The following is a 16,226-nucleotide window of genomic DNA, read 5'->3' as shown; positions in this document are numbered from 1 at the left end:
ATGCTCATAGCCATGAAAATAGAGCTGACTGCTGACCAGAAAATTACCCTCGAAGCCCAACATCGTCAAAGCCATGACCGCCGTGTCTGTGACAGGATCCGGTGTGTTTTGTTGTCCGCAGACGGCTGGACTCCCCCTATGATTGCTCACTCACAGCTCATTAATGAAACCACGGTGCGGCGCCACCTTACAGACTATCATAAACTCAACAAGCTCAAACCTGAAAATGGCGGCTCCGATGGCTATCTCAATGCGGAACAGACCACGTCGCTGGTTGAACATCTCACCCAGCAGCTCTACCACCACAATCACCAAATTGTGGCCTATATCGCTGGACGCTGGAACATCACCTTTACCGTATCAGGTCTGTATAAAGGGTTGAAGCAGCATGGCTTTAGCTATAAAAAGCCGAAAGGTGTTCCGCATAAATTTGCCGTTGAGAAACAGCAGCAATTTATAAAGACCTACAGCGAATTGAAAGACGCCGCGGGTAATGACCCCATACTGTTTATTGATGCCGTTCATCCGACACAAACCACCAAAATAAGCTACGGCTGGATACGAAAAGGCCAGGATAAAACGATAGAGACCACCGGGAGCAGAACGCGGTTGAATATCATGGGAGCCTTGAACATCCAGAATGTGGCTAACCCCATAATCCGTGATGATGAGACGATTAACAGCGAAAATGTGGTTCACTTCCTGTCTGCCATTCGCGCGCATTATCCCATCACGACAACGGCACATGTGATCCTCGAGGGTGCAGGCTATCACCGTTCACAGCTTGTGCAAGACGCCGCGCTTACGTTGAATATCCAGCTTCATTACCTTCCGCCGTATAGCCCGAATCTAAACCCGATAGAGCGATTGTGGAAGGTGATGAATGAGCAAACACGAAACAATAGATATTACCCATCTAAACAGAGTTTTAAGAACGATATCTTAAACTTCTTTGAGGTGAAGCTACCACAAATGGCAAGTTCTCTGGTATCTCGCTTAAACGATAATTTCCAGGCGCTAAATCCTGCATCTTGATTTCACTTGGGTATATACCAGGTCGACATTGCTCGTAGATATGACGCATCTTTCCAGTGTTAATCTATGCGTGCTTTGAGGAAATCAATCGCAATGGTTAAATCGCGAGTACGCGGCGTCGGGGGCAAACTCTTAAGAAATACTTCCCCATAGGGACGCATCACCAATCGATTGTCACAAATGATTAATACGCCGTAGTCATTAATATCACGGATTAAACGCCCAACGCCTTGTTTTAGCATAATAACCGCATCAGGCAGTTGAACCTCATTAAAGGGATCACCACCACGTAAACGACAATCCTCAATTCTGGCTTTTAATAACGGATCATCAGGGGTAGTAAAAGGCAATTTGTCGATAATAACGCAGGATAATGTATCACCGCGTACATCGACCCCTTCCCAAAAACTGGTAGTCGCCACTAACAATGCATTGCCCGTAGTGACGAATTCGGCTAACAACTGCCCTTTACTGGTTTCTCCTTGCACGAACACGGGCAGATCCATGTTGGCACGGAACGCTTCTGCTAGCTCTCGCATCATCTGGTATGAGGTACATAAAAAAAAGCAACGTCCTTGATTAGCTTCAATCAAGGGTTGAAGCATAACAACTAATCTTTTTGCCGCACCGGGTTGATTAGGTGATGGAAGATCACGCGGTACGCAGAGTAACGCTTGATGTGCATAGTCGAATGGACTCGGCAGTAACAGGGTTTGTGCTTGCATCAAACCAAGACGCTGAGTGAAATGCTCCAGTTGTTCATTAACCGATAATGTGGCAGAGGTAAAAATCCAGCTAGCCGGTTTTTCCGCGATTAATTCATGAAAACGATCCGCAATGGAAAGCGGCGTCAGTGCTAGTACAAAGTGACGTGAACTACATTCATACCAATAACTAAAACCAGGGGTACTCACTTCGTTGAGCCGTTTCAACCGATGACGGTACAGGGTTATGCGCTCGAAAGCCGCATCAAGTATAGCGGAACGCCCAAGGGATAATTTACTCACCTCATAACAGAGTTCCAGTGCATCATCTAATAATAACAACGCCTGTTGGATCGGTGTTTGTTGTAATAAATCACGCAAATTACCGCGTAAATTACCGAGAAAGCTACCCTGAGAATCAGGGTTTCCAAGTGCCAAACGAAAATCCTGTGTACGCCGAACCAAACTATCAGCACTCTTCTGCAGCTGTACTACATCCCTCACTTCGGTACGATAGGCAATAATGATATCCTTTGCCAGATCCATTAATTGGCGGCTAGTTAATTGTTGACCGAAGTATTGGCTAGCAATATCAGGGAGTTGATGAGCCTCATCAAAAATAATCACATCAGCACGGGGGATAAGTTCGGCAAAGCCACTTTCTTTCACCACCATATCAGCCATAAACAGATGGTGATTGACCACAATGATATCAGCGTCTATCGCTCTGCGTCGCGCTTTGACAACGAAACAATCCTGGTACCTTGGGCAGTCACCGCCTAAACAGTTATCATTGGTGCTGGTGACTAACGGCCAGACAAGGCTATCTTCTGAGACTTGAGAGCAGGTGCTAACATCTCCATCCCGTGTTTTCGACGACCAACGACGCAAATGTGCCAAATCTTTCAGCGTATTCTTTGTTTGCTCGCCGCCCGCAAGTGATTGTTGGTCTAAACGCTCCAGACAAAGGTAATTTGATCGCCCTTTCAATAACGCCAATCGACCTTTAAAATTTACCGCACCAGCAACGGTAGGAAGATCCCGTCCATATAGCTGATCCTGTAATGCTTTTGAACCGGTAGAGATGACAACTTTACAATTCGCCCGTAGCGCCGGTGCCAAATAAGCAAAAGTTTTCCCCGTTCCAGTACCAGCCTCTACCACCAACTGTTGTTTAGTATCAATGACTTTACTTATCGCTTGTGCCATCTGCCGCTGAGATCCCCGCGGATTAAAACCAGTGATCGCCCGTGCTAACGCGCCATCTGTTGTAAAATCGTCTATCACACTATCTCTCAGTCAGTTCAGGGCTAATTATCTCGTCGGAACCTCGCTCATGACGATTTCGAACAGGTTCTTTCGAACATTCGTTCCATAAGCGACCATCACGCGTAATCATGGCAATAGAAGCGGTTGGCCCCCAAGTACCGGCTTGATATGGCTTCGGTGCTTCATCGTCTGTCTGCCAGGCATCCATGATGGAGTCAACCCATTTCCAGGCTTCTTCAACTTCATCACGACGGACAAACAAGGCTTGAATACCGCGCATAAATTCCAGAAGTAAGCGCTCGTAGGCATCAGCGAGATGTTTTTGATGAAAAGTTTCTGAAAAACTCAAGTCAAGCTTCGTGGTTTGTAACCGATGCTTATGCTCTAAGCCAGGTACTTTATTAAGTACTTGTATTTCGATACCTTCATCAGGTTGTAGACGGATAATTAATTTATTTTGTGGCAGTTGTTGATAGGATTCACGAAATAAATTAATTGCTGGATTTTTAAAGTAAACGACGACTTCAGAGCATTTAGTCGGCAGACGTTTGCCAGTGCGTAGATAAAAAGGCACGCCAGCCCAACGCCAATCATCAATATCAACACGAATTGAGACAAAGGTTTCAGTCGCACTATCTTTATTCGCGCCTTCTTCTTCCAGATAGCCTGGTACTTTTTCTCCTTGCACAAACCCAGAAGTGTATTGACCACGGACCGTGGTATCACGCACGTTGCCATGATCGATCCGGCGTAGTGAGCGTAGTATTTTCACTTTTTCATCACGGATACGGTCAGCACTGAGATCGGCGGAAGGCGACATAGCAATCATGGTAAGGATCTGTAGCAGATGGTTTTGCACCATATCACGCATTTGCCCCGCACTGTCAAAATATCCCCAACGCCCTTCAATACCAACCTCTTCAGCAACGGTAATTTGCACATGGTCGATGGTGCGGTTATCCCAGTTTGAGACAAACAATGAGTTAGAAAACCGTAGCGCCAACAAATTGAGCACTGTTTCTTTACCTAAATAATGATCAATACGATAAACCTGAGACTCATCGAAATATTCAGCAACCTGGTCGTTAATTACCCGTGATGATGCTAAATCGGTTCCCAATGGTTTTTCCATTACCACTCGACTTGGTTGTTTATTTAACCCTGCCTGACCTAATCCCTTACAAATTGTGCCAAAGGTGTCAGGCGGCATGGCAAAATAATGTAGAGTGGTACGTTTTTTTTGATCAAGCATTGCGCTTAATTTCTTAAAGTTTTCTAAGTCATTGATATCAAGATGACAGAAATCTAGCCTGGCACTGAGTTTATGCCAAAACTGATTATCTGGTTTCTCTTTCATAAATTGTTCAAGGGCTTCCTTCATCTCTTCGATGTAGGTTGCTTTGTTCCAATCGGCACGAGCCACACCAATGATCCTGGTATCAGGATGAAGATGCCTCGCTTTTTCTAACTGGTAAAGGGAAGGCAGCAATTTTCGGCGTGCCAGATCACCTTTAGCACCGAAAATAACCAGATCACAAGCTGGAGCTGTATTGATCACTGCCATATTGATTCTCCTTGTTAGCGAACAGATGATAGGTAAACGAATACTATCAGAAACACTGCCGGGTGGTAGTCTCCTTCTACCTCGGCTTACCACTATAAAATGTCTCCTCCCATAGCACAAATAAGAGCCTTGTGTACAAAGGATGTCAACAAATGCGAGGTAACAACCCTATTATCATGCGACACAGGAAGAGGCTTCATTACCCAATGATACCAAGCAACCTACGGCACTACCTCCAGCTAACCTCTTTCTTTCTCTACTTGTCGTGAACACTGCCCTCCTATTACTAAAGAGGTCACCTCTTCCTGAAATACTTTTCTAGGGCGTTCTCGTTTGTCTTCATAATCTGATAAATACGGCTCTTTATGCTTTCTCTTACACCTTTTATGTTCCCCACACACTGCCCAAGAAAACCCGGCCTAAGAGGCTCGAGAATCGGTTACCTAAAAAACATCCTATTTATTACCAAGCTAGTTATATAATAAAGTAGGTAAACTATCTATAGATCCTCACGTGCGTAAGGATCTATCTCGCCCTGCCTACGAGTTTTAATTAATTTAAGTATCCAGGTGTACTGTTCTGGGTATGGGCTGACTAATGCTTCAATCTCTTCATTCATCCTACGAGCAATATAGTGGTTATCTGCTTGTGCTAAATCATTCATCGGAGGATGGATATAAACATCCAAACGGTGTTTATCATAATCGTATACAGGGAACATCGGCACAATGGCTGCCTGGCATACTTTCATTAAAGAACCAATAGCCGGCAACGTCGCTTTATAAGTGGCAAAAAAATCAACGAATTCGCTTTGATCAGCGCCATAATCCTCGTCCGGAGAATAATGCCCCCAAAATCCCTGACGTACCGAGGAGATAAAAGGTTTAATACCTTTCTCTCGTGCATGGAGACGACCGCCAAAACGTGATCTGGCCTTGTTCCATAAGTAATCGATAAGCAGGTTACGTTGATGATGAAAAACCACAGCAATAGGTTTACCTTCAGCAGCCAGTAACATCGCTGGGATATCTATTACCCAGGCGTGAGGAACCAGAAAAATGATGTTACGCCCTTGCTGCTGCACATCATCCAATACTTCCCTACCATGCCAATGTACGCGTGAACGCAACGATTGAGTGCCTCGAAAATACAATTCAGCCAGCATTACCATGGGCTGTGCCGCAGTAGCAAACATGTTATCGATCAGCTGTTCACGTTGTTTTTCATTCAGTTGGGGCATGCAATAGAGAAGGTTAATACGTGCCCGCCGACGCGCACCTTTAGCTAATTTACCGACGAAGCGGCCAACACTTGCCCAAAATGGGTCACGTATTTTGGCGGGGACATAAGCTAGGACAGCAAGCAACCCAATACCAAACCAAATCGCCCAATAGCGGGGATGCAGAAATGCTTTTCGAAAGCGCGGAGTGAAACCTGAGTTCGTGCTCTTCTTTTTATATTGTTTTTTTTCTTTACACATTCAGAAAGCTCTGTGTTTCACATAAAGGTTTATTAATTAAAACGTAGCTAGCTGTGACGCTACCTGCTTTACCATCGCCATATATTCGCGGCGATCTTGCCCGGTTAACCCTTCAGAACGCGGTAATTTCACAGTGATGGGGTTAACCGCCTGCTGATTCATCCATAATTCATAATGTAAATGAGGACCGGTGGAACGCCCAGTATTACCAGATAAAGCAATACGATCACCTCGTTTTACTTTTTGCCCAGGTTCAACCAAAAGCTTTTTCAAATGCATATAGCGCGTAGTGTACTGGCGACCGTGACGGATAACGACATAGTTACCCGCCGCTCCGCTACGCTTTGCTATCAATACATCACCATCACCGACAGCTAATACCGGTGTCCCTACTGGCATGGCAAAATCCACCCCTTTATGGGGAGCGATACGTCCAGTCACAGGATTAAGGCGGCGTGGATTAAAGCCAGAAGAAATGCGAAATTGTTTCATCGTCGGAAAGCGCATAAAACCACGCTCTAAACCAGAGCCTCGATGATCGTAAAATTTGCCGTCATCGGCACGAATAGCATAATAATCCTTACCTTCGGAACGCATCCGTACCCCGAGTAAGCGGCTTTGCTCGTTACGACCATCGAACTTTTCACGAGATATCAGTACAGAAAACTGATCACCACTGTGTAATTTATTCAAATCTAATTGCCACTGTAATGCTTTCGTCACCGCATGTATTTCAGCAGTATTCAACCCTGCATTTTTCGCACTGTTGAAAAAACTGCCCGTGAGACGACCGCTTAGCACACTATCGTGCCACTCACCTTGTTGTAGGGTTTTCTTTTCTTTAAAGCTATTACCAACACGGTCATAAGTGCGTGTTTCACGACGTGAGACCTCCCAGATCACCTGTTGTAGATCACCCTTTTCATTCACAAACCAGGAAATTTGTTGGCCTATTTTCAGATTACGCAAATCACGGTGTTGTGAAGCCAATAAAGAAATATCAGCCATATCAATACCATACTGTGTCAGAATACTGCCTAAGGTATCACCCGTTGAAATAACATATTCATGCGCACCGGTTTCATCAGGATACTTGCTGTCAAGTTCATCTTGCGGGATATCATCATCAGGTAATGCTTGATCGAGAGGCTCACTGGCTTCAGGGAGTAATGAGCGCGATTGAGTGAGATTCAAAGCCACACTCCTGACAACAGGATCATTTTCTGAATGATAAGACGCAGGCCGCCAAGCGATAACGGCCAATGTGATTAGGGTCAAAGACCCTAATATTATGCGATGAGGGCGGGATAGCGTGTTATACGCCAGAGTGATAGTTCGGACTATCTGCTGCACTGATATTTATCCTTATAAGTCTCATTCTAGGCAGCTCACATATTGCTTCGACAACTGAGATAAAAATCTCATATAGCTGTCCCTGCTCAATTTGATGCCATTACCCAACGGATCCAGCTCACCTGTACGTACGTTTGTATCCTTGGCAATAGCATTAATTACGGCTGGCTTGAATTGTGGCTCAGCAAAAATACATACTGCTTCTCGCTCAATCAACTGTGTTTTAATTTGATGTAAACGTCGTGCACCAGGAGGTATGGCAGGATTGACGGTAAAATGCCCTAATGGCGTCAAGCCAAACTGTTTCTCAAAGTAGCCATAGGCATCATGAAAAACAAAATATCCCTTACCCCGTATAGGTTTAAGCATACTAGCAATATTTTTCTCGCTTTGCGCTAATTTATCTTCGAATCGGCGCAGGTTTGCGTCTAGTTTGTCTTTTTTTTGCGGCATAAGTTCCAATAAATTATCATGAATGGTGATTGCAGCCAGTCTAGCTATTTTAGGTGACAGCCAAACATGCATATCATAATCACCATGATGATGATGATGCTGATCGTTAGTCGGGGGATCATCGGTTTGGTGATCGTGGTGCTGATGATCATCAGTGGATTGATCGTGTTGACTGCCAGCCATTAGTAGTCCGGCAATCTTAGCCAAGGGTGCAATGGCAATCTGTTTGCCAGTCGCCACTTTCATTAATGGCTTGCCGAGAAAGGCTTCCATCTCCACACCAACCCAGACAACCAGATCTGCGTCGTGTAAACGCTGTAAATCAGATGGTCGTAGCGCATAATCATGAGGTGAAGCGCCATCCGGTAAGAGAACTTGAACTTCTGTTGGCATGACACCCTCAGCGATAGCCGCCGCAATAAAGCCCAACGGACGTATTGAGGTAACAACTGCAGCAGAAACCTGACTAGAGGAGTTAATTACAAGCAAAATAAGCGCTAACACGGCATGATTAGCTAATACGGAACAGTGTTGCCATCTATTTTTTTTCTGTAACATCAGTTAAATTCTCTCATCGTCTTAGTGGATAAAGTGTAATACTATATATCAAATTTATTAGACCTTTTTACGTAATAGGTCTGTTCAGCAAACGTAATCATCATGTCCACACTGATAGCTCTGAATAAAATATCCGTCACTTTGGGTAATCGACAGGTACTTAGCGATATTTCTCTTTCCCTACAAACAGGTAGGCTACTGACGTTGCTTGGTCCAAATGGAGCAGGTAAATCAACTCTGGTTCGAGTAGTGCTCGGACTCATTCCGCCAACGAGTGGCACATTGATTCGCCGACCCACTTTGTGTATCGGCTATGTACCCCAGAAACTACATTTAGATGCCAGTTTACCTTTGACTGTCAACCGTTTTATGTGCTTGAAATCAGCGGCTCTGAAGTCAAAAAGAAAACGCACAGATATTTTATCTGCACTTAGTCGTGTTCAGGCTGCTCATTTGTTAGAAAGCCCAATGCAAAAACTGTCTGGCGGTGAGAATCAGCGAGTCTTACTCGCTAGGGCATTACTCAATAAACCACAACTGTTAGTGCTAGATGAGCCAACACAAGGGGTTGATGTTAATGGGCAGTTAGCGCTGTATGCTTTAATCGAACAACTAAGAAAGGAATTAGGCTGTGCGGTATTGATGGTGTCACATGATTTACATTTGGTCATGGCTAAAACTGATGAAGTGTTGTGCCTAAATCAACATATCTGCTGTTCTGGTACACCTGAAGTGGTTTCGATGCATCCTGAATTTATTGCTATGTTTGGTAACAGTGGTGCAAAACAACTGGCTGTTTATCGCCATCATCACAACCATAACCAGGATTTACATACCCATGGATCTTGTTGCAAGACCGGAGCCGTGACTGATGATTGAATTACTTTTGCCAGGTTGGCTAGCCGGCATTTTGCTAGCAGCGGCAGCAGGACCACTGGGTTCTTTTGTCGTATGGCGCCGAATGTCTTATTTTGGTGATACTCTTGCTCATGCTTCTTTACTTGGCGTAGCTTTTGGCTTGTTGTTAAATATCAATCTATTTTATACAGTTATCGCCATTACCTTAGTGCTGGCGTTGGTGCTGGTCTGGTTGGAACGCAAACCGCAACTTGCCATTGACACCTTACTCGGGATCCTAGCTCATAGTGCGTTATCTCTCGGGTTGGTGGTGGTCAGTTTAATGTCCAATGTGCGGGTCGATCTCATGGCCTATCTATTTGGCGATTTGCTTTCAGTGACGTTCGGTGACATTTGGCTTATTGCCAGCGGGGTGATAGTGGTGTTAGTGCTACTATGTTGGCAGTGGCCGGCATTACTATCGATGACCATCAGCCCCGAACTTGCTCATGTCGATGGCGTTAATCTGCAACGGACCAAGATGTTGTTGATGCTGATTACTGCACTCACCATCGGACTATCGATGAAGTTTGTCGGCGCATTGATCATTACCTCTTTACTGCTTATCCCTACCGCCGCTGCTCGTCGGTTCGCTCGTACGCCGGAACAGATGGCGGGCATTGCAGTGCTTATCGGTATGCTATCGGTTAGTGGCGGCCTTGCTTTTTCAGCCTATTACGATACGCCGGCAGGTCCTTCTGTCGTCCTCTGTGCCACAATGATATTTATGCTAACTTTATCGCAAAAAGCGCGGGGGTAGTTCATCACAAGTGGCCGCATAACAATTGTAAGCAGCCCTTAAGCATAATAACCTGTTCGAAATCTCTTGTGCTCGCCGTATTTTGGTCAAGTTATTCGTCAAAAACGAGCTCAAAATACTCATTGACTCCCTTTTTATTGTATACAAAAAATAAACTGTGCTTTTTCGCCCATTTTTTCCTCGTCTGAGCGTCGCCCAAAAAGATTTGGACAGGCTCTAAGATTGAGATCCTGCTTATTTATTGGAAAAAGTTTCAGTGTGATCAAAACACCTCGTATAATAATGTTGGATATTTTTCATGCGGTAACGGTTTTTGCCCACCCGTCTGATAAACAGTACAGTGTTTATCACCAGACAGCTGATCACCACCAATAGCAACAGGCTAGTACCTTGGTAGCGAATTATTGTGATCATATCTGGTTTACTGTGCAAACTAATATGCTGAGTACCCTGCGTATCTGTAACAATATCCGTGATGATGCCTTCTGCTTTAAAGTATGTGTTGAGTAACTGACGAGAAAGCCGTTGCAGTTCTTGCCACTGCTCCAACGCACTGTAATCAAATAGTGGTACTAAAGGAGGGGTGTGCTCTACCCATTGTTTGCCTTCACTGTTGGTTATTAAAAAACCACCGGGTGAGGGGCTATTCAGTGCCACTGTTGCCCGATGGATTTCACGATGGACATATGAAGAAATAATGATATTGACCAATCTTTGCAGCGCTTCGACTTTGACCGGGGGCAAAAGTACATTTACCTGTGCTAACCGTCCTGAACACGCAGCTTCAACAAGTACAGTCCAATTTTTGGCATGCCCCAAATTAATCAACACATTTTTTAGCCAAATGCAATCGGACGCTTTTTCGCAAAGGGCTTGAGTTTTTAAAATAATATCAGTGAAATCATCTAGCCGTGTCATACTTGATTTTTTCATTTTTGCGGTTGATTGTTGATTTCCCGAGATACCTTTGTTCTCTTGCGGATGTAATTGTCGCTTAATCGTGTTCATTAACGTGGCTACTTTCTCAATGATGGCTGATTCAGGTTGTGCTAAGGGTGCCACACTATTCCAGTAAATTCCTGAACAATCAAAGGGAGTAAAAACAACATAATTAGGATGCTTACTACTCGGTGGGACATAGCACATACCCGTACCCTGAACGCTGAGTATATCGCCTATATGCAGGGGGATCTTTCTCAGCGCTTCGATATCGGTTACGTGCCAACTTTGTGCTCCTTGGAACCAAACAACACTTAGCTTGAGTGACAGACTGAGCGGAACATACAGTAGCAGCATAATCAGGATTAATAGTGAACCGACCATCAAAATCAGGTTTCTGCCCCAGCGTTGCAAAGGGAAACGTTGCGCTTCGTCATGGAGTGATAAATGACTTCCCTGACGTATTACCTGATGATTAACGTAGATATCTATCTGGGTTTTTTTATCCAAATCATGAGTCAAACGAGATCCCCAATGAGAGGGATAAATCAAGTCGATCATACCTAAAGAAATATTATTATTCATTTGGCTTTGCTTCGATTCACCAAATAATCCCCAGCGTTTTGGTGTACCACTTAAGCAATAGACTTCTTGTAAATCGGCTTTGGATAGCGGACGAAACAAACGCCAACATGCCCAGACAAGGGGCATTAACGCAATCAAAATCAGCCAGGGTAATAGCATCCCAGGACTAATAAGACTAAAAAACAAACATGACAAAGCAATGCAAATAGTGATCGCTTCCTGCACGCCTCGCGAATGATGTAAAGTATATTCTTCAGGTGTTTCTTTGCGGATATCAATCAGCTCAATGCGTTCACCATCCTCCTTGCGCACTGATGTAATGAGTTCTTTTAGTGTCAGTTTTCGGGTTGTTGACCGACGCCGTATATAAAACCACCATCGCAAACCTACAGTGACCAAACTGGTAAACAGTAAGGTCAGTATTAACGCTATCGTGCTCATTTCATTTCCATACCAGGGTCTCTGATTTATTTTTTATCTTAACTAGCGGATATGTCAGAACAATTCTTCTACCTGCCCACGATATATCAAGGTAGTACCTACGTCCAGAGTAATATTGGCGTCTTGAACGACATAAGCAGTGGGCTGCGTCCCTTCAATAAAATACTCAGTACGACTGTCTGCCCCACCTTTTGATAGCTTACCCGTTCGCTTATCGATAACGACACTCACAACACCGTCAGGTGGTATGATTTTTTCTTCTGGTAGCCCTGTTACGGCAACTTTCATAAAATCATCCCAAGCTCTCTGAGCACTCTTTGCTCCCCCTCAGCACCAGAGATTTGCTTATCTATCACTCCTGATACACTACTGTGTCCCAAGCTCCGACGATGATCGTCAAAACCTATCCATACAGACGTCACCGTATCTGGTCCATAGCCTGAAAACCAAGCATCTCTTAAATTGTTAGTGGTTCCCGTTTTACCACCGATATCATTACGCTTTAGATCACGCGCCGAACGCCAACCTGTCCCCATCCAGCCAGATTCACCAAAGATATTGCTATTTAGTGCATCTCTCATCAAAAAAGCCAACTGTCGGCTGATAACACGTGGAGCATACAGCTGCTGAGCCTGTTGTTGATGACAACTATCACAAACGATCTTGGGATTGGCTTTGAACAACACATTACCCATATTATCATTGATTTTACTGATAAAATACGGATCCACTAAATGACCGCCATTAGCCAGCACGGCGTAACCACGTACCAGTTGCAGCGGTGTAAATGAGGGAGAACCTAACGCCAAGGATTCTGTACGGACAATATTTTGCTTTGGAAAGCCAAAACGTTGCAAATACTCTGCCGCATAGTCGACACCTATAGCACGCATTACTCTGACCATAACAACGTTTTTCGATTGCCCCAGCCCCTGACGCAAGCGAATAGCACCATTGTAAATGGGTGGGGAGTTTTTCGGACGCCAGTCAGTACCTGCACCAGGATCCCAACGAACAATAGGCAAATCATTGAAAAGGCTAGATAATGTTAATCCTTTATCCAATGAAGCAGCATACAAAAAAGGTTTAATGCTCGATCCTATCTGACGCAATGATTGCGTTACACGGTTGAATTTGCTCCGATTGAAATCGAAACCTCCGACTAGCGCCTTAATAGCGCCGTTATTGGGATCGATGGAAATCAACGCAGAATTGACATCGGGTATCTGTGCCAGCCACCAGCCATTCTCAACCTTTCTCACCCAAATTTGCTGCCCAGCTTGCACAACATCACTAACCCGTTTAGGTGTCGTCCCCTGAGCATCATCCGATTTAAAAGGACGCGCCCAACGTACTGATTCCATTGATAACCTGATATTACTTCCATCAAGACGCAACGCATTGGCTTGCTTAGCATCCGCTTGAGTGACTACTGCCGGCAGCAATGGGCCAGAAACCGGTAACGTTTTCAACCAGTCCATAATTTGTTCAAGACTCCATACAGGTTCACCGACTTTCCATAACACAGTAGATGTACCGCGATAACCGTGGCGCATATCATAAGCCAGCACATTAGCTCTTAATGCATTGAATGCCGCCAGTTGCAGTTTTTTAGTAATGGTAGTATGTACCTGATAACCATCTGTGTAAGCATTCTCACCATAACGTTTTATCATTTCCTGACGTACCATTTCTGTGAGATAAGGCGCGGAAAATGCAACCTGGGGTGCATGGTAATTCGCTACTATAGGTTCAGCTCTCGCTTGCTCATATTGTTCTCGGGTAATGTAACCTTCGTCTCGCATCCTTTTTAGTACCACATTACGACGACTCATCGCTCGGTCGTAAGAATAAAGAGGATTAGAAGTAGAAGGTGCTTTTGTCAAACCCGTGATCGTTGCTATTTCACATAAAGTAAGTTGACTGATTTCTTTACCAAAATAGACTTCTGCCGCTGCGCCAACACCATAAGCACGGTAGCCAAGATAAATTTTGTTCAGATATAACTCAATAATCTCATTTTTTGTCAATAATTGCTCAATTCGGATTGCTAAAAACGCTTCTTTTACCTTGCGCATGATGCTGCGTTCTCGACTTAAGAAAAAATCTCTGGCGAGTTGTTGAGTAATAGTACTGGCACCTTGCGAAGCATATCCTGAAGACAACGCAATAAAAACAGCACGTAGAATACCGATAGGATCGACACCATAATGTTCATAAAAACGACTATCTTCAGTAGCAATAAATGCATGGATTAACTGAGGAGGGATTTGGTTCAGAACTAGCGGAATACGACGTTTTTCACCATATTGGGCAATTAATTCACCATCGGCACTGTACACCAACATCGGTGATTGCAATCGAATATCTTTTAACATGGCAACATCGGGCAACTGCTGTTCAATATATTTGTACAAACCAAACATTGAAGCGGCTCCCAATAAAATGCAACAGGTTACAAGGATCAAAAAATACTTTACGAGCTTCACCTAAAATTTTCCATTCAATGCCATTTGGGCAGTTTATAAACAAACCTACTGTAGTATAAATGCAAGCCATAGATCGTGGATACGTTCTTTTGCTGTCTCTCAATACGGAGGTTAAACAGATGTACTCAAAACTATGGCAAGTGGGTCTGGATATTCAAACGAGCTGTGTACGGGCATTAGCTGTAATGCGACGCCGTTACGGTTGGCAGCTCCGTTATTGGTGGCAGCAGGCTTTGCCACCGGGCGTCTTACAAGATGGAAATTTACAGCAGCCCGAGGTACTTAGTGAGATACTTTGTCTGCTACGCCAACACTTACCCAAACGTATTTCATTGCGTATTGCTCTGCCCGCTCAGCGGATACTACAACAAACGATGCTGTTGCCCGATAAACGGTTAAAAGAACCTTCCCGCAGTGAATTTATCCAGCTAAATGCAATTAAACAGCTCCCGCTCAATGGTCAAACGTTAGCACTGGATTATCGGATTGATACAGGCAATAGCACCGAATTATTGATCACCGCAGCACATCAACAGGAAATACAATGTTGGAGTCACTGCCTGCAACAAGCCAATCTACCGCCAGAAGTGATAGATATTACACCTTGTGCGCTGCGCTATATGGTGATAGCGGCAGGGCTATCAACGGAATATATTTTACTCCATCGCCTGGAGAATGAATGGCTATGGGTGTCTCCACTCAGCACCCCCTTTCGCTACGGATTAATTCCACTTACGCAGAATATTTTGAAGCAATTACATCATATTTATCCATCCGAACGGGATAAGCCATTAATGGCATATTACAGCAGCATTGTTGATGAGCTTCCACCGATCAACGCCACAGGATGGTCGCCGTTTTCTATATTTAAGCGACTACAATCCCCCTTACCGGCAATTCCAATGGCTTTTGCCCTGGCGGGTGGACTGGCAATACGAAAAGTGGACTATTGATGTTTCAGGTAAATTTCTTGCCTTGGCGCGCCAGGCAATTAAAACGTCGCTATCACTTTTGGCGTAACCTGTTTTTATTGCAAGCCATCATGTTAATAACAGGAATAATGCTTATTTCGCTGTTATGGCACAGTGAGCATCTGCAACAACAAGTAACAATCAGACTACTGTTACAGCAACAAAAGGTATTATAAACGATTCTCCTTGCAACTCAACAAGGAGCGGAGCATTTAGAACGTATCAAAGCACGTCGCCGCAATCATCAAAAAATACAACATCAAACATATAATTATTTAATATTATTACAACGCTTGTCACGTCTAATTCCTGATAGTTGTTGGTTAATTAAGCTGGAACAACATGATGATCTGCTGGTTCTTGCTGGAATAGGCAACAACTACACTACAATTATTGCTTTTTTACAGAAATTAGTTGCTGAAGATAATCTGTTTAACATTCAACTACATAATCTTAATCAACAGAAAAAAGGGGAGCTGCATTTTGTGATACATGTAAAAGGGTTGTACAAAATGTACAACTTGCAGGAGAAACTCAGGGATGAATAAGAAATTGCAACAATGGTTAGCTAAGCCGGCATGGCAGTTACTGTTTTGGCAATGGAGCCTATTTATAGTGCTAGTGTGCTTTGCCTATCTGTTGGAACTGCAACCAATATGGCAAAAAAGGGCTTCAAAGCAACAGGAACTGGTTACCCAACAGAATAGAGTCTAGCAGACTCGAAAGGA

At 44.1% G+C, this 16,226-nt stretch carries 11 protein-coding genes and 3 pseudogenes; 7 read left to right on the top strand and 7 right to left on the bottom strand.

Annotated elements, in window-relative coordinates:
* Positions 1–12: 12 nt before the first annotated feature.
* A complete protein-coding gene (locus CCS41_RS11285) occupies positions 13–1,035 on the top strand; it encodes an IS630 family transposase (protein WP_119797384.1) in 1,023 nt (340 codons plus the stop codon).
* A gap of 59 nt (positions 1,036–1,094) precedes the next feature.
* On the opposite strand, the gene CCS41_RS11280 is transcribed toward CCS41_RS11285, so the two are convergent.
* From CCS41_RS11280 to znuA, 5 genes and pseudogenes are all read right to left on the bottom strand, one after another.
* A complete protein-coding gene (locus CCS41_RS11280; RefSeq protein ID WP_072550068.1) occupies positions 1,095–3,026 on the bottom strand; it encodes a DNA repair helicase YoaA in 1,932 nt (643 codons plus the stop codon).
* A gap of 79 nt (positions 3,027–3,105) precedes the next feature.
* Positions 3,106–4,572: pseudogene (gene zwf, locus CCS41_RS11275) on the bottom strand (glucose-6-phosphate dehydrogenase); the annotation flags it as partial.
* A gap of 499 nt (positions 4,573–5,071) precedes the next feature.
* Positions 5,072–6,052 (bottom strand): lauroyl-Kdo(2)-lipid IV(A) myristoyltransferase, encoded by a 981-nt coding sequence (gene lpxM, locus CCS41_RS11270; RefSeq protein ID WP_072550067.1) that lies wholly within the window; start codon positions 6,050–6,052, stop codon positions 5,072–5,074.
* 36 nt (positions 6,053–6,088) lie between these two features.
* A complete protein-coding gene (gene mepM, locus CCS41_RS11265) occupies positions 6,089–7,405 on the bottom strand; it encodes a murein DD-endopeptidase MepM (RefSeq protein WP_072550066.1) in 1,317 nt (438 codons plus the stop codon).
* A 21-nt stretch (positions 7,406–7,426) separates the two neighbouring features.
* A complete protein-coding gene (znuA, locus tag CCS41_RS11260) occupies positions 7,427–8,416 on the bottom strand; it encodes a zinc ABC transporter substrate-binding protein ZnuA (protein ID WP_072550065.1) in 990 nt (329 codons plus the stop codon).
* 102 nt (positions 8,417–8,518) lie between these two features.
* On the opposite strand from znuA, the gene znuC reads away from it, so the two are divergent.
* Positions 8,519–9,295, top strand: a complete 777-nt coding sequence (gene znuC, locus CCS41_RS11255; protein WP_072550064.1) for a zinc ABC transporter ATP-binding protein ZnuC — start codon at positions 8,519–8,521, stop codon at positions 9,293–9,295.
* Positions 9,288–10,073 (top strand): zinc ABC transporter permease subunit ZnuB, encoded by a 786-nt coding sequence (znuB, locus tag CCS41_RS11250; RefSeq protein WP_072550063.1) that lies wholly within the window; start codon positions 9,288–9,290, stop codon positions 10,071–10,073. Before znuC ends, znuB begins: the two co-directional genes overlap by 8 nt.
* A gap of 234 nt (positions 10,074–10,307) precedes the next feature.
* Here the strand turns inward: znuB and CCS41_RS11245 are convergent.
* Both CCS41_RS11245 and CCS41_RS11240 read right to left on the bottom strand, forming a co-directional pair.
* A pseudogene (locus tag CCS41_RS11245) lies at positions 10,308–11,912 on the bottom strand (IgaA/UmoB family intracellular growth attenuator); the annotation flags it as partial.
* A 180-nt stretch (positions 11,913–12,092) separates the two neighbouring features.
* Positions 12,093–14,527 (bottom strand): annotated as a pseudogene (locus CCS41_RS11240) (PBP1A family penicillin-binding protein).
* A gap of 119 nt (positions 14,528–14,646) precedes the next feature.
* Here CCS41_RS11240 and pilM point away from each other — a divergent pair.
* The 4 genes from pilM to CCS41_RS15715 all read left to right on the top strand — a co-directional run bounded on the left by pilM (position 14,647) and on the right by CCS41_RS15715 (position 16,212).
* Positions 14,647–15,480 (top strand): type IV pilus biogenesis protein PilM, encoded by an 834-nt coding sequence (gene pilM, locus CCS41_RS11235; protein ID WP_072550060.1) that lies wholly within the window; start codon positions 14,647–14,649, stop codon positions 15,478–15,480.
* Positions 15,480–15,674 carry a hypothetical protein gene (locus CCS41_RS11230; RefSeq protein ID WP_072550059.1) on the top strand — a complete coding sequence of 65 codons (195 nt, stop codon included), beginning with the start codon at positions 15,480–15,482 and terminating at the stop codon, positions 15,672–15,674. The genes pilM and CCS41_RS11230 overlap by 1 nt, the downstream gene beginning before the upstream one ends.
* A gap of 117 nt (positions 15,675–15,791) precedes the next feature.
* Positions 15,792–16,046: a PilN domain-containing protein gene (locus CCS41_RS11225; protein WP_072550058.1), complete on the top strand. Its 255-nt coding sequence runs from the start codon at positions 15,792–15,794 to the stop codon at positions 16,044–16,046.
* Entirely contained in the window at positions 16,039–16,212 is a 174-nt protein-coding gene (locus CCS41_RS15715) for a hypothetical protein (RefSeq protein ID WP_162860064.1), read from the top strand. The genes CCS41_RS11225 and CCS41_RS15715 overlap by 8 nt, the downstream gene beginning before the upstream one ends.
* The last annotated feature ends 14 nt before the right edge of the window (positions 16,213–16,226 follow it).

Origin of the sequence: Candidatus Fukatsuia symbiotica (genome assembly GCF_003122425.1) — a bacterium.
Lineage (GTDB): Bacteria > Pseudomonadota > Gammaproteobacteria > Enterobacterales > Enterobacteriaceae > Fukatsuia > Fukatsuia symbiotica.
This window is presented reverse-complemented; position numbering and strand designations above follow the sequence as displayed.